This is a genomic window from Haladaptatus salinisoli (assembly GCF_020614375.1).
Classification (GTDB): domain Archaea; phylum Halobacteriota; class Halobacteria; order Halobacteriales; family Haladaptataceae; genus Haladaptatus; species Haladaptatus salinisoli.
Map to the genome: position 1 here is coordinate 2137699 of NZ_CP085327.1, position 20099 is coordinate 2157797.

Annotated in this window: 21 protein-coding genes; 7 read left to right on the top strand and 14 right to left on the bottom strand. The window is 66.4% G+C overall.

The genetic code is table 11. The features are described 5' to 3' along the window. Positions 1-81: 81 nt before the first annotated feature. Entirely contained in the window at positions 82-930 is an 849-nt protein-coding gene (gene hisG / locus LIX00_RS11680; protein WP_227353359.1) for an ATP phosphoribosyltransferase, read from the top strand. Between the two features lie 71 nt (positions 931-1001). Here the strand turns inward: hisG and LIX00_RS11685 are convergent, their stop codons facing one another. Then, positions 1002-1313: a cupin domain-containing protein gene (locus tag LIX00_RS11685; protein WP_227353360.1), complete on the bottom strand. Its 312-nt coding sequence runs from the start codon at positions 1311-1313 to the stop codon at positions 1002-1004. Between the two features lie 109 nt (positions 1314-1422). Beyond that, positions 1423-1662 (bottom strand): DUF8142 family protein, encoded by a 240-nt coding sequence (locus LIX00_RS11690; protein WP_227353361.1) that lies wholly within the window; start codon positions 1660-1662, stop codon positions 1423-1425. Positions 1663-1734: 72 nt separating this feature from the next. Between LIX00_RS11690 and LIX00_RS11695 the strand changes: the two genes are divergently transcribed. Further along, positions 1735-2406 (top strand): MBL fold metallo-hydrolase, encoded by a 672-nt coding sequence (locus LIX00_RS11695; RefSeq protein ID WP_227353362.1) that lies wholly within the window; start codon positions 1735-1737, stop codon positions 2404-2406. A 78-nt stretch (positions 2407-2484) separates the two neighbouring features. On the opposite strand, the gene LIX00_RS11700 is transcribed toward LIX00_RS11695, so the two are convergent. The 6 genes from LIX00_RS11700 to LIX00_RS11725 all read right to left on the bottom strand — a co-directional run bounded on the left by LIX00_RS11700 (position 2485) and on the right by LIX00_RS11725 (position 7584). After that, positions 2485-3432, bottom strand: a complete 948-nt coding sequence (locus tag LIX00_RS11700; RefSeq protein WP_227353363.1) for a DMT family transporter — start codon at positions 3430-3432, stop codon at positions 2485-2487. 66 nt (positions 3433-3498) lie between these two features. After that, positions 3499-3978 carry a GNAT family N-acetyltransferase gene (locus LIX00_RS11705; RefSeq protein WP_227353364.1) on the bottom strand — a complete coding sequence of 160 codons (480 nt, stop codon included), beginning with the start codon at positions 3976-3978 and terminating at the stop codon, positions 3499-3501. Positions 3979-4023: 45 nt separating this feature from the next. Beyond that, entirely contained in the window at positions 4024-4347 is a 324-nt protein-coding gene (locus LIX00_RS11710) for a DUF7126 family protein (protein WP_438267044.1), read from the bottom strand. Next, positions 4344-5261 carry a glutamine-hydrolyzing GMP synthase gene (guaA, locus tag LIX00_RS11715; RefSeq protein ID WP_227353366.1) on the bottom strand — a complete coding sequence of 306 codons (918 nt, stop codon included), beginning with the start codon at positions 5259-5261 and terminating at the stop codon, positions 4344-4346. The genes LIX00_RS11710 and guaA overlap by 4 nt, the downstream gene beginning before the upstream one ends. Continuing rightward, positions 5261-6907 carry a CTP synthase gene (gene pyrG, locus LIX00_RS11720; RefSeq protein ID WP_227353367.1) on the bottom strand — a complete coding sequence of 549 codons (1647 nt, stop codon included), beginning with the start codon at positions 6905-6907 and terminating at the stop codon, positions 5261-5263. Before pyrG ends, guaA begins: the two co-directional genes overlap by 1 nt. 77 nt (positions 6908-6984) lie before the next feature. Further along, positions 6985-7584, bottom strand: coding sequence for an alpha/beta hydrolase (locus LIX00_RS11725; protein WP_227353368.1), 600 nt, complete (start codon positions 7582-7584; stop codon positions 6985-6987). 54 nt (positions 7585-7638) lie between these two features. Here LIX00_RS11725 and LIX00_RS11730 point away from each other — a divergent pair, with 54 nt between their 5' ends. After that, positions 7639-8511 carry a PspA/IM30 family protein gene (locus LIX00_RS11730; RefSeq protein ID WP_227353369.1) on the top strand — a complete coding sequence of 291 codons (873 nt, stop codon included), beginning with the start codon at positions 7639-7641 and terminating at the stop codon, positions 8509-8511. Between the two features lie 48 nt (positions 8512-8559). Next, positions 8560-9600 (top strand): DUF7972 family membrane protein, encoded by a 1041-nt coding sequence (locus tag LIX00_RS11735; RefSeq protein ID WP_227353370.1) that lies wholly within the window; start codon positions 8560-8562, stop codon positions 9598-9600. 160 nt (positions 9601-9760) lie between these two features. On the opposite strand, the gene thrS is transcribed toward LIX00_RS11735, so the two are convergent. From thrS to LIX00_RS11750, 3 genes are all read right to left on the bottom strand, one after another. Then, a complete protein-coding gene (gene thrS / locus LIX00_RS11740) occupies positions 9761-11683 on the bottom strand; it encodes a threonine--tRNA ligase (RefSeq protein ID WP_227353371.1) in 1923 nt (640 codons plus the stop codon). Between the two features lie 78 nt (positions 11684-11761). Next, the gene (locus tag LIX00_RS11745) at positions 11762-13501 is read right to left on the bottom strand and encodes an excinuclease ABC subunit C (protein ID WP_227353372.1); all 1740 of its coding nucleotides are present in this window, start codon (positions 13499-13501) and stop codon (positions 11762-11764) included. A 9-nt stretch (positions 13502-13510) separates the two neighbouring features. After that, positions 13511-14119 carry a hypothetical protein gene (locus LIX00_RS11750; protein WP_227353373.1) on the bottom strand — a complete coding sequence of 203 codons (609 nt, stop codon included), beginning with the start codon at positions 14117-14119 and terminating at the stop codon, positions 13511-13513. An 87-nt stretch (positions 14120-14206) separates the two neighbouring features. Here LIX00_RS11750 and LIX00_RS11755 point away from each other — a divergent pair, with 87 nt between their 5' ends. The 3 genes from LIX00_RS11755 to LIX00_RS11765 are packed head-to-tail and all read left to right on the top strand — an operon-like array spanning position 14207 to position 16349. Beyond that, the gene (locus LIX00_RS11755; protein WP_227353374.1) at positions 14207-14506 is read left to right on the top strand and encodes a DUF7967 family protein; all 300 of its coding nucleotides are present in this window, start codon (positions 14207-14209) and stop codon (positions 14504-14506) included. Positions 14507-14550: 44 nt separating this feature from the next. Continuing rightward, entirely contained in the window at positions 14551-15465 is a 915-nt protein-coding gene (locus LIX00_RS11760; protein ID WP_227353375.1) for an ABC transporter ATP-binding protein, read from the top strand. Beyond that, a complete protein-coding gene (locus LIX00_RS11765) occupies positions 15462-16349 on the top strand; it encodes an ABC transporter permease subunit (RefSeq protein ID WP_227353376.1) in 888 nt (295 codons plus the stop codon). The genes LIX00_RS11760 and LIX00_RS11765 overlap by 4 nt, the downstream gene beginning before the upstream one ends. On the opposite strand, the gene ligA is transcribed toward LIX00_RS11765, so the two are convergent. The 3 genes from ligA to LIX00_RS11780 form a co-directional block, all read right to left on the bottom strand. Then, a complete protein-coding gene (gene ligA, locus LIX00_RS11770) occupies positions 16346-18403 on the bottom strand; it encodes an NAD-dependent DNA ligase LigA (RefSeq protein ID WP_227353377.1) in 2058 nt (685 codons plus the stop codon). The genes LIX00_RS11765 and ligA overlap by 4 nt on opposite strands. Positions 18404-18745: 342 nt before the next feature. After that, positions 18746-18895, bottom strand: a complete 150-nt coding sequence (locus LIX00_RS11775; RefSeq protein ID WP_227353378.1) for a phage terminase large subunit family protein — start codon at positions 18893-18895, stop codon at positions 18746-18748. Between the two features lie 106 nt (positions 18896-19001). After that, the gene (locus LIX00_RS11780) at positions 19002-20096 is read right to left on the bottom strand and encodes an aminopeptidase (RefSeq protein WP_227353379.1); all 1095 of its coding nucleotides are present in this window, start codon (positions 20094-20096) and stop codon (positions 19002-19004) included. Positions 20097-20099 lie beyond the last annotated feature (3 nt).

Here is a 20099-nt window from a genome sequence, read left to right on the forward strand (position 1 = left end):
GGGCCGTCGCATGACTCTGGTGGATCGTAGTTCGCGCCGGGAAAGCAAGAGTAATCCGTTTGGCGACCCGAACCGGAGACAATGCGAATCGCCGTCCCCAACAAGGGTAGGTTGCACGACCCGTCGATGGAGCTGCTCGAACACGCGGGATTGCATACCGTGGACGGTACCGACCGAAAGCTGTACGCGAACACGGTCGACCCCGACGTGACGCTGCTGTTCGCCCGCGCCGCCGACATCCCCGAGTACGTGAGCGACGGCGCGGCGGACGCGGGAATCACGGGATTGGACCAGATGCGAGAGGCCGACCCGGGCAACGTCGAGGACCTCCTCGACCTCGACTTCGGGCAGTGTCGCCTCGTGCTCGCCGCGCCGGAGGACGGCGACATCGACGCCGTCGCGGACCTCGCGGGCAGAACCGTCGCCACCGAGTTCCCGCACATCGCGGAGACATACTTCGCCGAGACCGACGTCTCCCCCGACATCGTGGAGGTCAGCGGCGCGACGGAACTCACGCCCCACGTGGACATGGCCGACGCCATCATCGACATCACGAGCACGGGGACGACCCTGAAGGTGAATCGCCTCGCCGTCATCGACGAGGTGCTGTCGAGTTCGGTTCGGCTGTTCGCCCGCGAGGACGTGGTCGGCGACGAGAAGGTCGAACAGGTCGTGATGGCGCTTCGGTCGGTCATCTCGGCGGACGGCAAGCGCTACCTGATGATGAACGCCCCCGAGGACAAGTTGGACGAAATCCGGGACGTGATACCCGGTCTCGGCGGCCCGACCGTGATGGACATCGCCGGAAACGGGAAGGTCGCGGTTCACACCGTCGTGGACGAGCGGTCGGTGTTCGAGACCATCAACGAGGTCAAGCAACTCGGCGCGAGCGGAATCCTGGTCACCGAAATCGAGCGATTAGTGGACTAGAAACGAGACGGCGGGCGGTTATTTCCACCTCGTCAGCGTTCTCGGCGGCGACACCTCCGGCGAGCGTCGCGTCACGGCAACGGACAGAGGCTCGCCGTGAGGACCACCGTTTCGTCCGTCTCGTTCCGCGCCCCGTGGACGACGCCGCGCTCGTGGAGCACGACGCCGGGGGCCGAGACGATCTCCTCCGAGTCGCCCTGAATCACGGTCGCGTCGCCGTCGAGAACGTGGAAGACGTTGGTGCTGTCGCCGTGTTCGTGCGGGGAGAGTTCCGCGCCCGGCCCCAGAGCGAATGCTTTCACGAGCACGTCGTCGGTCACGACCAGTTCCTCGGTCAGCACCTCGCCCTCGTCCGGGTCGAGGTCGGGATAGCGGTCGAGCATACCGGGAGGACGACCCGTCGGAACTTAAAGTCCGGTCGACTTCGTCGAACCGACGCGGCGCGCCTCGGGCCGAATTCGAACTTCGGGGTATCGGTTCGTCCCCGCGACTTCAGTCCGATTGTCCCCCGTGCTCGGCGTTCTCGGTGATGAACCCAGATTTGAAGCCGATCCACGCGAGCACGCTGATGAAGAGGATGGGCGGGAGGATGGCGAACCCCCAGAGCGGGTCCATCCCCCAGCCGAGGATGAGCGCGAGGTCGAACAGTCCGAGCGCGAGAAACGGGATGACCGCCTTCGCGGCGCGCTTCCTGTTTACCCCGGACGACTCGGTCGGCAGTGGCGTTCCCATGACCGACCTTCGGCGTTCCACGACCAAAAACTACCCGTTCACGCTGAAGTGTCCGGCGGTCGTAGCGCCGGTATGGCGACCGAACTCGCGGACGGCCTCTGGTGGTTCGACCTCGGAAGCGTGAACTGCTACCTCGCGGACGACGGCGGCGACCTGACGCTCGTCGACGCCGGGACGCCCTTCGACCGCGGCGACATCGCCCGGGGCGTGAAGGACGCGGGGTACGGCCTCGACGCCATCGACCGCGTGCTCGTGACGCACTTCGATTTCGACCACGTCGGCGCGCTCTCGCGCCTCCCCATCGACGCGCCGGTCTACGTCGGCGCCGAGGACGCCCCGTACCTCTCGGGCGTGAAATCGCCGACCTGGCGAAACCACAAGGGCGCGCTCCAGCGCGTCGCCCGAACCCTGCTCTCGCCGCCCGAGGGTCCGGTTCGCCCCGTGGAGGACGGCGACGAGGTCGGAAGCTTCGCGGCCTACGCCACGCCGGGGCACTCGCCGGGCCACACCGTTTTCGTCAGCGACGAACTCGGCGTCGCTTTCCTCGGCGACCTCGTAATCGAGAGCCACGGAAAGCTCGAAGCGTCGAAGTGGGTCGTGAGCTACGACACGGACGAGGTGCGCGACAGCATCGTGACGCTGGCGGAGCAGGCGCCGGCGTTCGACGTCGCCGCGATGGGCCACGGCGTGCCCTTCATCCGGGACGGGAGCGAGCGCCTGCGCGAACTGGCCGAGACGCTGTAGCACCGATTTTTTCGCCTTCCGGCCGCTCCGACTCCCCGTCTACGGGCCTCGGTGCGAACGTCGGTTCGGCCGGCGGAATCAGCACGTCCGGCACTCGTCGTACTCCTCCGCCATCGCGGGTTTCGAGCGCCGAACGACCAGCACGCCGCCGACGATCAACACCGTCCCGAGCACCTGCACCGCGCCGACGGGTTCGCCGAGCAGGAGCGCGCCGCTCCCGAGCGCCACGACGGGAACCGCGTTCCCGTACACGCCGGTCGTCGACGGGCCGACGGCCCGAACCGACGAGTTCCACCAGACGATGGCGATACCTGTTCCGAGCGCGCCCGCGAAGACGACGGCTCCCCAGACGAGCGGTTCGATGGCTCCCCACGCGACGCCCCCGTAGTACGGCACCGCGAGCGCGTGGAGCAGCGGGAGCGCGACCAGCAGGCCGAAGAAGGTGAGCGCGAGCGGCGACACTCGGTCGAGCGCGGGACGGTTGAGCGCGGTGTACGCGCCCCAGAGGACCGCCGCGAGGAGCACGACCGCGTTTCCGAACAGCGTTTCGCCGCCGAGCGAGATGTCCGTCCCGCCGAGCACGACCACCGCGGTTCCGACGACCGCGACGAGGAGGCCCGCCCACGCTCGCCCGCCGAGTCGCTCGAGACCGGTGAACTGGCTCACCATCGCCGTCCAGAGCGGCGCGCTCGCCATGATGAGCGCCGCGTTTCCCGCCGTCGTCGCGTCCATGCCGACGATGAAGGCGACCGGGAAACACCAGTAGCCGAGGACGCCGAGCGCGACGACCTGCCACCCTCCCGCGCGAATCGGTTGCAGCAGGCCGCGGCTTCCGCGCCGTCCGGCGACGTACGCGCCGCCGAGGACGAGCACCGAGACGGTGAACCGAAGCGAGTTGACGACGAACGGGTGGAGGTCGGCGAGCGCCACTTTCAGCACCGCGAAGTTGACGCCCCAGACGAGCACCGTCGCGAGCAGCGTGAGGTCGTTCCGTTCCCGAAGTCCGCCGATTGCCGGTCGAGACACGGAGGCGGTACGCGCCGGACGAGGATAACCTCGCGCCCGGTCGGGCGACCGCTCCGAGCCGGCGATTCACATCCGCCGGTACATCCCTCTGGACGCGGGGGCGGTGTACTCGAACCCGAACCGCTCGTAGAATCCCTCCACGTCCGCCATGAGGTTCACGTAGGCCGTCTCCGGCGCGTTTTCCTCTAAGTACTCCATCAGCCGCTCCATCATCCGCGAGCCGAGCCCCCGCCGCTGGTGGTCGGGACGAACCGCCATATCACAGACGTGGTACACGGAACCGCCGTCGCCGACGATTCGGGCCATGCCGACGACCTCGTCGCGGTGGACGACCGTCACGCCGAACACCGAGTTCGGGAGCCCTCGCTCCACCGCTTCGAGGCCTCTGGGTGCCATGTCGGCGGCCTCGCGGAGGGCGACGAACTCCTCGGGCGTCGGGAGTTCGTCGCGGAGTTCGTAGGTCGGGGAATCGGCTTCCGGGTCGTCGGAGACGGAATCGTCTCGAGGTTCGCCGGGAAGCGACCCGTCTCCGTGGTCGGGGGACATGGAGGACGGTTGAACGACGAGAGGAATAGGTCTGTCCGTTCCGGCCTATCCGGCCAGTTCCTCAGCGACCGCGTCCGCTCCGAGCAGGTTCGGGTCGACGATGAGGTCGGCCTGCCCGCGGGCGAACTCCGGAATCGTGTTCTCGTCGTAGACGACGACCCGGAGGCCCGGGTTCACGTCCTTTCCCACCGCTATTGCGGTCGCCTGCCTCACGTCGGTCAGGACGAACAGGTCGGCGTCGTGGATACCCGCGTCTTCGAGCGCGGGTCGGGAGGCGATGCCGTCGACGCGGGTGGTCTCGACGCCCTCCGCCTCGAGCGCCGAACCGAGTCCGCTCTCGTCGGGTCCTGCGATGACTGCGCGCATCACTCGTACTCGATGGTCGCCGGAGGTTTATGCGTCACGTCGTAGACGACGCGAGCGACGTTCTCGTTCTCCCCCGTGATGCGCGACTGGATGCGCTGGAGCGTCTCCCAGTCGAGTTCCTGCGCTCGGGCGGTCATGCCGTCGCGCGATTCGACCGACCGCACCGCGACGATCCACCCGTGGACGCGGTTGTCGCCTTTCACGCCGGTTCCCTTGCCGACGACCGCGGCGAACGCCTGCCACGGGTCGTACTCCTCCAGCTCCTCCTCGACCACGTGGCACGCGTCGCGGGCGACTTCGACCTTCTCGGGCGTTACCTCGCCGAGGACGCGCACCGCGAGTCCCGGCCCGGGGAAGGGCATCCGCTCGGAGATTATCTCCTCGAGGTCGAGCGCGCGCGCCACCTCGCGCACCTCGTCCTTGTAGAGGTCGCGGACGGGTTCGACGATGCCCTCGAAGTCCACCGCATCCGGTAGTCCGCCGACGTTGTGGTGGGATTTGATGCCGCCCTCGCTCTCGATTCGGTCGGGGTAGATGGTGCCCTGCACGAGGTACTCGGCGTCCGTCTCCTTCGCCTCGCGTTCGAACTCGCGGATGAACTGCTCGCCGATGACGGCGCGCTTCTCCTCGGGGTCGGTGACGCCCGAAAGCGCCTCGAAGAACCGCTCTCTGGCCTCCACGACCTCCAACGAACGCATGTAGGAGAACGTCTCCCGGATCTGGTCGGTCTCCCCTTTGCGCATCAGTCCGGTGTCGACGTAGACGGGGGTGAGTTGGTCGCCGATTGCCTCGTACGCGAGCGCGGCGGCCACCGATGAGTCGACGCCGCCCGACAGCGCGATGATGGCGTGCTCGTCGCCGACCTCCGCTCGAATCTCGTCGACGGCCTCCGCGACGAACGATTCGGCGTCGACCATCAGACCTCCACCTCCCGTTCGACCTCGGTTTCGCTCAACACGGCGTCGAGTAGACCGACGAACGGCGGACTCGCCCGCCCCGGCCGGGAGCGGAACTCGGGGTGGAACTGGGTTCCGAAGAAGTACGGGTGGTCTTCGAGTTCGAGAATCTCCATCCGGTTGCCCGCGCGCCCCGAGAAGACGAGGTCGGAACCCTCGAAGTCGTCGAAGTACTCGGGGTTCACCTCGTAGCGATGGCGGTGGCGCTCCGTGCACTGGGTCGCGCCGTACACCTCGTGCGCCAGCGTACCGGCTTCGATGTCCGTCTCGTGCGCGCCGAGGCGCATGGTGCCGCCCATGTCCTCGATTTCGTACTGCTCGGGCAGAATGTCGATGACGGGGTGGGGCGTGTCGGCGTCCGCCTCGGCGGAGTTCGCGCCCTTCAGTCCGAGGACGTTCCGGGCGTACTCCACGACCGCCATCTGGAATCCGAGACAGAGGCCGAGGTAGGGGACGCCGTTCTCGCGGGCGTAGCGGACGGCCGCTATCTTCCCCTGCGTGCCGCGACTGCCGAAGCCGCCGGGGACGACGATGCCGTCGGCCTCCTTCAGTCGCTCTTCGTGGGCGTCGTCCATCTCGTCGGAGTCGACCCAGAGGACGTTCACGTCCACGTTCTTCTCCAGTCCGGCGTGTTTCAGCGCCTCGTGGATGGATATGTAGGCGTCCTCGAGCGCGTACTTTCCGACCAGCGCGATGTCCACCTCGCCGTCCGTCTCCTGGGTGACGAGTTCGCGCCACTCGTTGTCGCGTTCGGCGTGCGGGATGGCCCGCTCGGCCAGTCCGAGTCGGTGCATGACGTACTCGTCCAGACCCTCCTCCTCGACGACCAGCGGGACGTGGTAGATGTCCTCCACGTCGGGGTTCGAGAAGACGGCGTCCGTCGGCACGTCGCAGAACAGCGCGATCTTCTCCTTCGTCGCCGGTTCGAGTTCGTCGTCGCAGCGTCCGACGAGCACGTCGGGTTGGAGGCCGATGCTCCGCAGTTCCTTCACGCTGTGCTGGGTCGGCTTCGTCTTCTGCTCGCCGTTCTTCGAGTAGGGGACGAGCGTGACGTGGGTCAACAGGAAATCGTCGTCGTCCTGTTCGGTGGCGAACTGGCGGAGGGCTTCGAGGAAGGGCATGCTCTCGATGTCGCCCACCGTGCCGCCGACCTCGACGATACAGACGTCGTGGCCCTCGGCGGCCTCGCGGATTCGGCGCTTTATCTCGTCCGTGATATGCGGGATTATCTGGACGGTCTTGCCGAGGTAGTCCCCGGCGCGCTCCTTCTCGATGACGTTCTGGTACGCCTTTCCGGTGGTGACGTTGTGGTCGGAGGTCATGTCCACGCCGAGGAAGCGCTCGTAGTTTCCGAGGTCCAAATCGACCTCGCCGCCGTCTTTCAGCACGTACACCTCGCCGTGCTGGTAGGGGTTCATCGTCCCCGCGTCCACGTTGAGATACGGGTCTATCTTCACGGCGGTCACGTCGAACCCGGCGTTGGCGAGCAGTCGGCCGGTGCTTGCGGCGGTGATGCCCTTACCGAGTCCGGACATGACGCCCCCTGTGACGAAAATGAACTTCTCCCCCATCGTGGGGTCGTAGTCTGTCTCGGGGTTAGTCGGCATACTGAGTGTGGGCAATCGTTCGTCAAAACGATTTCGGAGGCGGATTGCTTCGACAGAAAGTGGCACGCCGACGCCGGTCAGCCGAGGTGCTCGACCAGAAACTCGCCGACCCGTCCCGCCACCTTCCGTTCCTGTCCGACGAAGAAGTGGTCGGCGCCGAACGCCTCCGTCTCGAATCCCAGTTCCTCCGCGCGCTCCACGAGCGGTTTCCAGTTCGCGGTGTCGTCCCGCGTTCCGTAGACGACCTTCAGCGGAACTTCGACCGCGTCCAGCGCCGCCACCGCGTCGAGGTCCTCCGCGAGGCGCGAGGCGGGCGCGAGCAAGGCGATGGCGTCAGCGCCCTCGTCCGCGCCCGCCAACGCGGCGACTCCCCCGCCGAAACTGAAGCCGAAGACGCCGACCCGGTCGTGGCGCTCACGCGCCCACCGGAGCGCGTTGCGGGCGTCCTCGCGCTCGCCGTACCCTTCGTCCCACTCGCCGTAGTCGAACCGGAGGCAGGCGACGCCGCGCTCGGCGAGTACCTCGCCGAGCGCGACGAGTCGGTTGTCGCTCCGGTTACCGCCGAACTCGGGGTGCGGCGGGCACGCGACGGTCACGGCGTTCGCCTCCCCGTCGGGAAGGTCGATTGTCGCGCGTACGTCCCGCACGCCGGGGAGAACGACTTTGTTCGACTCCATGACCGCGTGTTGGCTTGGTGAGGATTTTAAGGGTCGGGTTCTGAATGTAGTGGTATGGGAGTACTCTCACGCATGTCGTACGTGGTCCGGTCGAAGATAAACGCCCTCCTGAACAGGGCCGAAGACCCCACCGAGACGCTCGACTACTCGTACGAGCAGATGCGCGACGAACTACAGGACGTGAAGAAGGGCATCGCCGACCTCACGACCCAGAAAAAGCGCCTCGAGATCCAGAAGCGGAACCTGGAGGAGAACGTCGATAAGCACAACTCGCAGGCGCGCGAGGCGATAAATCAAGGGCGCGAGGACTTGGCCCGGCGCGCGCTGGAGAAGAAAAAGCAGAAGATGACCCAGATAGAGGACCTGGAGGGCCAAATCGCGCAGTTGCAGAACACGCAGGACAACCTCATCGAGAAGAAAGACACGCTCCAGAACCGCATCGAGGAGTTCCGCACGAAAAAGGAGAGCATGAAGGCCCGCTACGAGGCCGCGGAGGCGAACTCCCGCGTCTCGGAGGCGATGACGGGCGTCGGCGACGAGATGCAGAACGTCGGGATGGCCATCGAGCGCGCCGAAGAGCAGACCGAGGAGATGGAAGCGCGCGCCGAGGCGATGGACGAACTCCACGAGTCGGGCGCGTTCGAGGACGCGCTTTCGGACAAGGACCAACTCGACCGCGAACTCGAGGAGATGCGCTCGTCCGGCGAAGTGGACGCCGAACTCGACACGCTGAAAGCCGAGATGGGAATCGAGGACGAGACGGAAACGGAGACCGAGACGGAAACGGAGACCGAGGCGGAAGCGGCGTCCCCCGACGAGGAGGTCGACCTCGCCGACCTCGAAGCCGAGGTCGCCGCCGAGGAGTCGAACGCGGAGGCCGAACAGGCGACGGAAACCGAGCAGGCGACGGAAGACGAACAGTCCTAATCGCTCTCCGGCAGTGGCTATTTGAGTTCGGTCGTCCTGGTGACGGACATGGACGAGTCAGACGGTGGTTCCCAGCCCAGTGACACGATGCGCGAGCGGATCGACGAGAGTCGCGTCAAACTGTGGGTGCTGATGGAGGCGAATCGGTGGCTCGTCGCCGGGGTCATTCTGGTCGCGTTCTTTCTCGCGCTGGTCGTCCTCGGCATCGCCGACCCGTCGCCGCTCGAACAGTACATCGGGCCGGGCGACGACCCCGTGGACACGACGTTTCAGGGATTCATCGGCGCTATCATCACCGGCGTGACGCTCGTCGTGACGCTCAATCAGCTCGTGCTCTCGCAGGAACTCGGACCGGTCGGCGACCAGCGGACTCGGATGGAGGGTGCGATGGAGTTCCGCCGCGACGTCGAGGAAGTGCTCGGCCTCCGGACCGCGCCGCCCGAACCGGCGGCGTTCATGCGGTCGCTCATGGAGGAGACCCAAAATCGGGCGAACGCGCTCGCCGACGCGGTCGAAGAGAGCCGGGACGAAGACCTCAAAGAGGAGATTCGAAGCTACGTCGACGGGTTGAGCGCGAACGCGGACGAGGTGAGCGAGACGCTCGAAAACACGCAGTTCGGAACGTTCGACGTGCTTTCCGCCATCCTCAACTTCAACTACTCGTGGAAGATATTCGTCGCGCGGCGGATTCGCAACGAACACGAAGACGCCATCACCGAGGAAGTGGACGAGGCGTTCGACGACATCATCGAATCGCTCAACTTCTTCGGACCGTCGCGCGAACACTTCAAGACGCTGTACTTTCAGTGGGAATTCGTCAACCTCTCGCGGGCGATGCTCTACACCGCGATTCCCGCGCTCGTCGTGACCGTGGCGATGATAAACTACTTCGACGCGCGGGCGGTCCCCGGCGCGACGGTCGGCATCAGCAACGACGTGTTGGTGCTGAGTCTGGCGACGACCATCGCGGTCGTCCCCTTCGTCATCCTGCTCTCGTACATCCTCCGCATCGCAACCGTGGCGAAGCGCACGCTCTCCATCGGCCCGTTCATCCTGCGCGAGACGAGACGGAGCGACGAGTTGGACTGAGACTCGGCGTTCCCCTTCCTCACCGTTCACAACCCCGACGAGCGTGCACCCGTCGAGCGATATTCGGTCCGCCACGCGGGAACGTCCCGGAGAAAACATACCAGTTCGGACCGGACGGCCGAGGGTTTCGACGAGGTCGGATTCGACCGGTACGAACCGCTCAGGCGAGGAAGTCCGGGTCGGTGCGCTTCTCCTCGCGCTCGCTTCGGAGGTGGTCGCGGAACGATTCGAGCGACACGTCCTTTTCCTCCCGTTCCTTGCGGTCGCGGACCGATATCGTCCCGGCCTCCTCCTCGTTGCCGCCGACGATGACCATGTACGGCACGCGGTCGTCGTGGGCCTGCTGGATCTTTCGTCCGACGGTCCACGAGCGGTCCTCGACCTCGGTGCGGAAGTCGCCGAGTTCGTTCGCGACGCGGTGGGCGTAGCCGAGGTTGTCGTCGCTGACCGGGAGGACGCGCACCTGTTCGGGCGAGAGCCAGAGCGGGAACTTCCCGTCGAAGTGCTCGATGAGCACCATGAAGAACCGCTCGTAGCTGCCGTACAGCGCGCGGTGTATCATGACCGGACGCTCCCGCTCGTTCTCCTCGGTGACGTACTCGAGGTCGAACCGCTCGGGCATGTTGAAATCGAGTTGCACGGTCGGTCCGTCCCACTCGCGCCCGAGGGCGTCCTCGAAGGCGAAGTCGATCTTCGGCCCGTAGAACGCGCCGTCGCCCTCCTCGAGGCGGTAGTCCATCTCCGACTCCTCGAGGACGGATTCGAGTTGCGATTCGGCCCGCTCCCATATCTCGTCGCTCCCGACCGACTTCTCGGGGCGGGTCGCCAGGGCGACCGAGTAGTCGAGGTCGAACGTTTCGAGCACCTCGAATATCATCTCCATGATGGTGTCCACCTCGGCCCGAATCTGGTCGGGGCGGACGAACAGGTGCCCGTCGTCGATGGTGAACGCCCAGACGCGCGAGAGGCCGGAGAGTTCGCCGCGCTGTTCCTTGCGGTACACCTTCCCGTCCTCGAAGTACCGCACCGGCAGGTCGCGGTAGCTCCAACTGTGCTGGTCGAAGATGGTCGCGTGGCCGGGGCAGTTCATCGGCTTCAGCCCGTACTCCTCGTCGTTCACGTCGAGCAGGAACATGTCGTCGACGTAGTTGTCGTAGTGGCCCGACCGCTGCCACAGTTCGGTGCGGAAGAGGTGGGGCGTCTCGACCGGTTCGTAACCCGCGTCGAGGTTCAGGTCGGCGACGTAAGTGGAGAGTTCGTCGAGGATGCGCTTTCCGTTCGGGTGGTAGAGCGGGAGCCCCGGCCCGGTGACCTCGGGAATCGAGAACAGGTCGAGTTCCCGCCCGAGCTTCCGGTGGTCGCGCTCCGCCGCCTGCTCGCGGCGTTCGAGGAACTGTTCGAGTTCGCTTCCGGTGGGGAAAGCGGTGCCGTACACGCGGGTCAGCGTCTCGTTCTCCTCGTCGCCGCGCCAGTAGGCCGCCGAGGTTTCGAGGACGGCGAACCCGCCGATTTCGCCCGTCGATTCGACGTGCGGCCCCTTACAGAGGTCGAAGAACTCGCCCTGTTCGTAGAACGAGATGGGGTCTTCGCCAGCCGCCTCGGTGTCGAGGACGTCCTGCTTGTAGGGGTTGTCCTCGTACAGGTCGAACGCCTCCTCGCGCGACTTCTCGGTGCGCTCGATGGCGACGTCCTCTTCGATGATGTCCTGCGCCTCGTCCTCGATTTCGGCCAAGTCCTCGCTGTCGAGTTCGACGCCGGAGACGTCGTAGTAGAAGCCCTCGTCCGTCCACGGTCCGATGGCGAGCTTCGCTTCCGGGTGGAGTCGCTGGAGAGCCTGCGCGAACACGTGGGCGGCGGAGTGGCGGAGCACGTCCACGTACTCGTCGCTCTGCTCGGTGACGATGACGAGTTCGCAGTCCTCGGTGAGCGGCGTCGCCTTGTCGACGAGGTCGCCGTCCACCACTCCCGCCACCGTGTCCTTGCCGAGTCCGGGGCCGATTTCGTACGCCACGTCCTCCACGGTCGACCCTTCCTCCATTCGGAGCTCCGAGCCGTCCGGAAGCGTGACAACGATATCGCTCATAGGGCAGTTACGGGATAGGCGCAAGATAAGTGTGTTGAGACGGCGGCGGCGAGGCGCGGTCGAGCGCTCGCAGGGCGCTCAGAACCGCCGTCGCAGCGCCGCGACGGTCTTCTCGCCCACGCCCTCGATGCCCCGAAGCTCCGCGTCCGACGCGCTTCGAATCCCGTCGAGGCTGCCGAACCTGCGGAGCAGCGACCGCCGGGTCTTCGGCCCGACGCCGGGCACGTCGTCCAGTTCCGTCGAAACGTCGTCCCGAAGCGTCTGGTGGTACTGCACCGCGAACCGGTGGGCCTCGTCGCGCACCCGCTGGAGGACGTGGAGGTGCGGCGCGTCGCGCGGCCAATCGTAGGTTCCGCTCGGCGTGACGACGATTTCTTCGGCCTTGGCGAGTCCGACGGCGGGTACGTCCCAGCCGACCTCGGCGAGCGCCTCGCGCGCCGCGTCGAGCTGACCCTTCCCGCCGTCGATGAGGAGCAGGTCGGGGTCAGGGCGGTCGTCGTACCCGTCGACCGCCCGCTTCGCGCGCCACCGCAGCAGGGCGCGCATGTTGGCGTAGTCGTCGTTTCGCTCGTCCAGCTTCTTCCGGCGGTAGTCGGCCTTCTCGGCCGATCCGCCCGCGAAGACGACGTTGCTGCCGACGACCGACGACCCCTGCGCGTGACTCACGTCGAACCCCTCGATGCGCTCGACCGAGGGGAGCGAGAGCGCGTCCGCCAGCGCCCGGAGTTCGTCGGGGTCGGTCGCCCCGCTCCGGGCGTTCTTCAGCGCGAGGTCGACGAGCGTCGCTTCGCGCCCCGCGCCCGGGACGCGCACCGCGACGCCCTCGGCTTCCAGCCAGTCGAGCACGTCGTCGTCGTCGGGGCGCTCCGAGAGCAGGAGGGCGTCGGGCATCTCGCGCTCGGCGTAGAACTGCGGCAGGAAGGCTCCGAGCACCGCCGCCACGCCGTCGCCATCGTCGTCCGGCACCGAGAGGGTGTGGCGGTCGCGGTCGACGAGTTGCCCGCGCTCGCTGTGCAGGCGCGCGACGGTCGCCCGTTCGCCCCCGACCGCGGCCCCGAGGACGTCGACGGTTCGCTCGTCGGTCTGGGACGCGATGGCGTCGGCGTCCCCGCCGTGGAACGCCTCGACCGCCTCGAGCCGGTCGCGGAGGTTGGCCGCGCGCTCGAACTCCTTTTCCTGCGACGCCCGTTCCATCTCCCGGCGGAGCGGCGCGGCCAGAATATCGGTCTCGCCGCCCAGAAATCGCTCGACGCTCTCCACGTCGGCGAGGTACGATTCGCGCCCGATTTCGTTCGTGCAGGGCGCGGTGCAGAGGCCGATGTCGTAGTCGAGACACGGGCGGTCGCGGTTCGCGTACTTGTGGTTCGAACAGCCGCGAACGCCGTACGTCTCCCGGAGCGCTTTGACCACCGTCTCGACGCGCGACTTGTTCGTGAACGGGCCGAAGACGGTCGCGCCTTTTCGGTCGGGGTCGCGGGTGATCTCGATTCGCGGGAACTCGTGGGCCGTCAACTGCACGAGCGGATACGATTTGTCGTCCTTCAGCCGGACGTTGTACCGCGGCTGGTAGCGTTTGATGAGGTTCGCCTCCAGCAGGAGCGCCTGCGTCTCCGTGTCGGTGACCGCGAAGTCCAGCGCGTCCGCTCGATCGACCATCCGCCCGATGCGGTTGCTCCGGGGGTCCGCGTAGGAGCGCACGCGCGCCCGGAGGTCGACCGCCTTGCCGACGTACCGAACGGTGTCGTCCTCTAAAAACTGGTAGACGCCGGGTTCGCGCGGTAGCTCCGACGCGCGTTCCCTGACGGTCGCCGAATCCATCGACCGCGCTTAGTCGGCGCTCGGCTTTGAACTTGTCCCTAGCGTCTCCCGAAGCCGGCGGGCGGCGTCCTCGGCTTCCTCGCCGTCGACCGGCACGCGGATGGGGTCGCGCCCGGCGCGCTCGATGACCAACTCCTCCGACCGACTGGCGAGATAGAGGCCGCAGAGCGCGACGGCGGCGAGCACCAACACCGCGCCGACCAGCAAGAACACGTCGAGGAGCACCGAGAACAACCCGACCGTGAGCGTTATCATCTGGTTCACCCCGCCCACGACCTGCCCGCCCGATTCCTGCGCCCCGCCGAGTTGCGCGAGGATACCGCTGCTGGTTATCAGATAGCCTCCGCCGAGGAGAAGCGCTCCGTAGACGAGGCTCCGGACGCTCCACGAGAGGTAGCCGTGCTGTCCGGCGGGCTGGACGCTCGCGTCGAGGACGTTCGGCCTGTCTTCGTGGTCGAACCGTCGCCCCCCGCCTTCCGGCATGAACGCGAGCACGCGGTGGCTCGTCACCGCGATCCGCGCCCCTTCGAGTTCGATTTCCTCTTCTATCTCTTCTCCCGCGAACAGCATGTCCAGCAGGCGGTCGTCCGACGCCTGGGACAGCGGGGACTGTTGCATCGTTTGTCGGGTCGGCGACTGAGATAAATAAGGTTGCGGCTAACCGTCCTCGCCAGATACAAATCGGCGACGGACGAAGGCACGACCATGGACGATTCGGACGGTGCGACCGACGGAACCGAGGTGGACGACGGGGACGACGTGCGCGTCTGGTTGGTGGAGCGAACATACTCCGACCGCGACCTGTTGACGCTGGTGTACGCCACGTCCAACGGCGGACGGTATCTCCGGAAGGAGCGGGCCGGACGCCTCGGCGGCGAGACGACCGCCGCGATATCCGTCGGAGATGACAGACTGTCGACGGTGGACGACGAGACGACCCGAAAACGGTACGCCGAGGAAGCCGTACGGATGAAAGAGAAACACGCGCCGGACGACACGGTGTGACACGGAACAGTAACGTTTTACGGCAGTTGGCATAAGCGGAAAGCATGGCCGCCATTCGAATCGACGAAGTGACCAAGCGGTACGACGGCGTCACCGCCGTCGACGACCTCTCGCTCGAAGTCAGGGAAGGAGAGGTGTTCGGCTTCCTCGGCCCGAACGGCGCGGGGAAGTCCACGACCATCAACCTCGTCCTCGATTTTATCCGCCCGACGAGCGGCGAGGTGGAAGTTCTCGGCCGCGACGCGCAGGCCGAGAGCGTCGCCGTCCGTAGCCGAACCGGCGTCCTCCCCGAGGGTTTCTCGGTGTACGACCGACTTACGGGTCGCCAGCACGTCGAGTTCGCCATCGAATCGAAGGAGGCGGAGGACGACCCCGACGCGCTCCTCGACCGAGTCGGCATCCTCGACGCCGCCGACCGGAAGGCCGGCGGCTACTCGAAGGGGATGGCCCAGCGACTCGCGCTCGCCATGGCGCTCGTCGGCGAACCGGAGTTGCTCATCCTCGACGAACCCTCGACCGGTCTCGACCCGAACGGTGCCCGCGAGATGCGCGAAATCGTCCGCGCCGAGCAGGAGCGCGGCGCGACCGTCTTCTTCTCCAGTCACATCCTCGGACAGGTCGAGGCGGTCTGCGACCGCGTCGGCATCCTCCGCGACGGCGAACTCGTCGCCGAGGATTCCATCGACGGCCTGCGGGAGGCGTCCGGAGCCGAGACCCGGCTTCGAATCGAGACGACCTCGCTCCCGCCGGGCGCGCTCGACCGAGTCCGCGAAATCGACGGCGTCTCGGGCGTGAACCGGGACGGAGACACGCTGTTCGTCGCCTGCGAGACGAGCGTCAAGACGACGGTCATCGCCGCGCTGGAGAACGCTGGCGCTAACATCGACGACTTCGAGACCGAGGAGGCGTCGCTGGAGGACCTCTTCGTGGCCTACACCGAGCGGGAGGTCACGGCATGACGTGGCAGGCAGTCGCGCGAAAGGACTTCCGGGACTCGCTCCGCTCGCGGTGGCTGTGGGCGTTGACCGCGCTGTTCGTGCTCGTCTTCTCGCTCCCGCCGCTGTTGGTGTTCTACCTCGAGATGGGCGGGGGAGGCGGACGAGGCGGCGGAACGACCGACGCGTTCCTCTACCTGATGAAGCAGGGGACGGCCACGCTCGTCCCGCTCATCTCCATCGTCATCGGATACGCCGCCGTCACCCGCGAGCGCGAGTCGGGGTCGCTGAAGCTGTTGCTCTCGCTCCCCCATTCGCGCGACGACGTGGTGTTCGGGAAGGTGCTCGGTCGGAGCGCCGTGGTCGGCGTTTCGACCCTCATCGGATTCGTCTTCGCCGCCGTCGTTCTGCTGCTCACGAGCCTCGAGTTCGCCGCCGTCAACTACCTGCTGTTCGCGTTGCTCACGCTCCTCCTCGGCCTCGTGTTCGTCGGCCTCTCGGTCGGCATCTCCGCGGCCGCGAGCACCAGCCGACGCTCGATGGTCGCCTGCGTCGCGCTGTACATTTCGTTCGTCGTGCTGTGGAGCGCCCTCACCAACCAGATAGTCACCGCCCTCACGAAGCGGTTCAACATGGAGGTGGCGGGGCAGGCCAAGGTGTACCTCTTCGTCACGTTACTCAACCCCACGACGGCGTACAAGACGCTCGTCGATACGGTTCTCATAGAGAAGCAGCTGGACGCCCGGCTGCAACTGTTCAACCAGTTCGTTCGGCCGGCCGTCGCCCAAGCGTTCGGCGGTTCGGTCCCGTTCTACCTCAGCGACGTCTTCGTCGTGGCTTACCTGCTGTTCTGGCTGTTCGTGCCGGTTGCCATCGGCATCCTCGTCTTCGAGCGAGCCGACCTCTAAGCTTCGACGCCGTTCTCCTCCAGCACGTCCCAGAACTCCTCCTCCTCGAGCACCGGCACCCCTCGCTCCTCGGCGTCCTCGCGCTTCGTCCGCCCCGGATTCTCGCCGACCACCAGGTAGTCGGTGTTGCCCGAGACGTTCCCCGTCGCGTTCGCGCCGTGACCTTCGACGAGGTCGGCGACGTCCGAGCGCGGCAGCGAGAGCGACCCCGTGAACACGAAGGTGAGTCCGGCGAGTTCGTCGCCGCCCTCGGTCTCCTCGCGCTGCGGTTCGACGTGCGTCAGAAGTTCGCGGATGACCTCGCGGTTTCGCTCGGAGTCGAAGAACTCCCGAATCTGTCCGGCGACTTTCGGCCCGACGTCCGGCACCGACTCCAACTCCTCGGGGGTCGCGTCCATCACCGCCTCGAACGAGCCGAACCGCCGGGCCAACTCGCGGGCCGTCTCGGTTCCGACGCGGGGGATGCCGATGGCCGAGATGAAATTCGCGAGCGACGGTCGCCTCGAATCCTCGATTTCGCCGAGCAGGTTCTCGGCGCTCTTCTCGCCCCAGCCGTCGAGTTCGAGCAGTTCCTCCCCGTCGAGTTCGTAGAGGTCGGGCAGGGATTCGACGATACCGGCGTCGATGAGTTGTTCGACGCGCTCCTCGCCCAACCCCTCGATGTCGAGTCCGTCGTCGCCGGCGTAGTACGCGACGGCGCGGCGTAGTTGGGCGTCGCAGGCCAACCCGCCCGTGCAGAACGCTATCGGCCCGTCGCGTTCGACCGGACTGTCGCAGACGGGACAGCGGTCTGGGAATTCGTAGTGGCCCTCGGCGTGCTTCTCGACCACTTCGTCGACGTAGGGAATCACGTCGCCGGCGCGTTCGACCTTCACCTCGTCCCCGACGTTGACGTTCTTCTCCGCTATCTCCTCCGGGTTGTGGAGGCTGGCGCGCGAGACGGTGACGCCGCCGACGTCGACCGGTTCGAGCAGCGCGACGGGAGTGAGTCGACCCGTGCGCCCCACCTGCAGGATGACGTCGGTTATCTTCGTCTCCTCCGCGCGCGCCGGGAACTTGTACGCGTACGACCAGCGGTAGGAGCGCGCCGTCGCGCCGAGTTCGTCGCACTTCGCCCGGTCGTCCACCTTGATGACGACGCCGTCGATTTCGTAGTCCAGTTCCTCCCGGTCGGCCATCAACTCGTCGCGGTAGACGATGGCGTCCTCGATGTCCGAAACGCGGGTCGTTCGGTCGGTCACCTTCAGGCCGTACTCCGGCAGCGCCTCGTACTCGGCCCAGTGGGATTCGAACTCCTCGCTAGCGTCCAGCACGTCGTAGAAGAAACAGTCGAGCGGGCGTTCTGCGGTCACGGAGGGGTCGAGTTGGCGGAGCGACCCGGCGGCGGCGTTTCGGGGGTTGGCGAAGGGGTCGTCGCCCCGCTCGACTCGCTCCCGGTTGAACTCCCGGAAGGCGTCTCGACCCATGTACACTTCCCCGCGCACCGCGAGGAAGTCGGGGTGGTCGCCGCGGAGGTGGTGGGGGACGCTGGCGATGGTGCGGACGTTCTCGGTCACGTCCTCGCCCGTCTCGCCGTCGCCGCGGGTGGCGGCGCGGACGTACTCGCCGTCCTCGTAGACGACTTCGAGCGAGAGGCCGTCGAACTTCGGGTCGCAGACGTACCGCACGTCGCCGACCTCCCGGCGAATCCGGTCGTCGAACGCGCGCACGTCGCCGGCCTCGCCGCTGGAGTCGATGGAGAGCATCAGGGCGACGTGCTCGACCGTGCCGAGTTCGTCCAGCGGTTCGCCGCCGACCCGCCGGGTCGGACTGTCCTCGGTCTGGATTCCGAAGGCGTCTTCGAGTTCCTGCAGGCGTTTGAAGAGGGCATCGTACGTCCGGTCGGCGATGACGGGGTCGTTCTCGACGTAGTAGCGGTAATCGTGGTGGCGAATCGCCTCCCGGAGCAGTTCGGCCTGTTCGCGCGCTTCGCGCTCGTCCACCCGGTCTATCGGATCGAAGTCGGTCCGCGGGTCTTCGACGTACGGATTCTCGTCCGCGCTCACCTCTGCCATCGTCCGGGGATTGTTCGTCGTCCGGTAAAAACTTCAGCAACCGCGCGACGCCCGCCGCTCGGTTCCGGAAATTTGGATCCATCCGGCCGAGCGTTCGCGAGTTCGACCGTCGGAAACGGACCGTTACCGACGGTCGTCGGAGGCGAAACGACTTTCAACGCGCCGTTGCTCCTCGGCGTATGGTCGACGACGGCCCGCACGCGTACTCGCTCGCCACGCTGGACTGGGCGCGCGAGGAACACGCCGTGTTGGGTGACCGGCGGAGGATCGACGGCGAACGGCTGCGCGCGCGGTTGTTATCTCGCTCGCTCGCGCGGATTTGGCGTTTTTCGCTAGCGCGGGCTACAGCAACTCTGCGACGTTCTCGATGACGTTCCGGCAGAACGGACAGCGGTAGTTCGTCGAGAACCCGCTCGACTGGGCGACGGTCTTGGTTTCCAGTTCGTGAAAGGCGATGTTCCGGCGACAGTCGGGGCAGGGTACTTTCGGCACGCGAAACGCTATGCTATCGCAGCCACTTAAATTCCGCGGGCCACAACGGTTATATAGGCGAATTCCATCGCGCGTTGTCGTCGCGAGGACAGAAGTGGCGACCGAACTATCCCTCGAACCCGTCCTCGAATCGGAACGTCCCGTTCCGCTGGACGACCTCCCCGTCCACTTCGATGAATGAGTTCTCGCTCATGTCGACGATTATGTCCACGTGAACCGCGCTCTCGTTCTTCTCTACGTCGTCGGGGACGCAGATGTCGTAGGCCATGCCGACCGCGAGGTGGACGGTGTCGCCCATCTTCTCGTCGAACAGCATGTTGTAGCTGAACCGGTCGATGTCGCGGTTCATCCCGATGCCGAGTTCGCCGAGGCGGCGCGCACCCTCGTCCGTATCGAGCACGCCCGCGAGCACCTCCTCGTTCTTCTCGGCGCTGAAATCGACCACGTCGCCGCCCTCGAATTCGAGCCAGACGTTCTCCACGATGTGGCCCTGATGGACGAGCGGTTTGTCGAAGAGCACCTCGCCCTCGACGGAGTCGGGCACGGGCGCGGTGAACACCTCGCCGCCGGGGAGGTTGTTCTTCCCGTGGTCGTTGATGGTCTTCATGTCCGCGACGGACATGGTGAGGTCGGTCGTGTCGCCCGAGACGATACGAACCTCGTCGGCGGGGTCCAAAATCTCGACCATCTGCTGTTGGAACTCTCGCTGTTCCTCCCAGTCTTTGTTCATCGCGCCGTAGACGAACTCCTCGTAGGAGGACGTGCTCATCTCGGCCAACTGCGCGCTCCCCGGCGACGGGAACTGGGTGAGACACCAGCGACCGGCGAGGATTTCCTCCTGTATCGGCTGGTACGCCTGGTTGTACGCGGCGTGCGTCTCCGCGTCCACGTCGCTCATGTCGGAGGCGTTCTCGTGCGCGCGGACGTGAACGACGGCGTCGGCGGCTTCGAACAGCGCCCGCTCGTGCTCCGGCGTGTCGAGGGCGTCGGGGTCGACCGCGTCGAGAAACGCGGCGCGCTTTCGGTCGCGTCGCCCGGCGGTGACGAGGGGGAACGCCCCGCGCTCGCCGAGCAGTTCGGACAGCGCGACCGCGAGGTCGTCGGCGACCGACGGGACGCGAAGCACCACGTTGTCGCCGGCTTCGATATCGAGCGAATGGTCGACGACGATTTCGGCGTGTTCCCTGATTCGAGAGTCCATAGT

What these genes read in the sequence shown, in the direction of transcription:
- LIX00_RS11695 (WP_227353362.1), top strand. Translation starts at nt 1,735, where the DNA reads ATGGCGACCGAACTCGCGGACGGCCTCTGGTGGTTCGACCTCGGAAGC.
- LIX00_RS11690 (WP_227353361.1), bottom strand. Translation starts at nt 1,662, where the DNA reads ATGGGAACGCCACTGCCGACCGAGTCGTCCGGGGTAAACAGGAAGCGC.
- pyrG (WP_227353367.1), bottom strand. Translation starts at nt 6,907, where the DNA reads ATGCCGACTAACCCCGAGACAGACTACGACCCCACGATGGGGGAGAAG.
- LIX00_RS11735 (WP_227353370.1), top strand. Translation starts at nt 8,560, where the DNA reads ATGGACGAGTCAGACGGTGGTTCCCAGCCCAGTGACACGATGCGCGAG.
- LIX00_RS11685 (WP_227353360.1), bottom strand. Translation starts at nt 1,313, where the DNA reads ATGCTCGACCGCTATCCCGACCTCGACCCGGACGAGGGCGAGGTGCTG.
- LIX00_RS11730 (WP_227353369.1), top strand. Translation starts at nt 7,639, where the DNA reads ATGGGAGTACTCTCACGCATGTCGTACGTGGTCCGGTCGAAGATAAAC.
- hisG (WP_227353359.1), top strand. Translation starts at nt 82, where the DNA reads ATGCGAATCGCCGTCCCCAACAAGGGTAGGTTGCACGACCCGTCGATG.
- LIX00_RS11725 (WP_227353368.1), bottom strand. Translation starts at nt 7,584, where the DNA reads ATGGAGTCGAACAAAGTCGTTCTCCCCGGCGTGCGGGACGTACGCGCG.
- ligA (WP_227353377.1), bottom strand. Translation starts at nt 18,403, where the DNA reads ATGGCAGAGGTGAGCGCGGACGAGAATCCGTACGTCGAAGACCCGCGG.
- LIX00_RS11780 (WP_227353379.1), bottom strand. Translation starts at nt 20,096, where the DNA reads ATGGACTCTCGAATCAGGGAACACGCCGAAATCGTCGTCGACCATTCG.
- LIX00_RS11750 (WP_227353373.1), bottom strand. Translation starts at nt 14,119, where the DNA reads ATGCAACAGTCCCCGCTGTCCCAGGCGTCGGACGACCGCCTGCTGGAC.
- LIX00_RS11755 (WP_227353374.1), top strand. Translation starts at nt 14,207, where the DNA reads ATGGACGATTCGGACGGTGCGACCGACGGAACCGAGGTGGACGACGGG.
- LIX00_RS11745 (WP_227353372.1), bottom strand. Translation starts at nt 13,501, where the DNA reads ATGGATTCGGCGACCGTCAGGGAACGCGCGTCGGAGCTACCGCGCGAA.
- guaA (WP_227353366.1), bottom strand. Translation starts at nt 5,261, where the DNA reads ATGGTCGACGCCGAATCGTTCGTCGCGGAGGCCGTCGACGAGATTCGA.
- LIX00_RS11705 (WP_227353364.1), bottom strand. Translation starts at nt 3,978, where the DNA reads ATGTCCCCCGACCACGGAGACGGGTCGCTTCCCGGCGAACCTCGAGAC.
- thrS (WP_227353371.1), bottom strand. Translation starts at nt 11,683, where the DNA reads ATGAGCGATATCGTTGTCACGCTTCCGGACGGCTCGGAGCTCCGAATG.
- LIX00_RS11760 (WP_227353375.1), top strand. Translation starts at nt 14,551, where the DNA reads ATGGCCGCCATTCGAATCGACGAAGTGACCAAGCGGTACGACGGCGTC.
- LIX00_RS11765 (WP_227353376.1), top strand. Translation starts at nt 15,462, where the DNA reads ATGACGTGGCAGGCAGTCGCGCGAAAGGACTTCCGGGACTCGCTCCGC.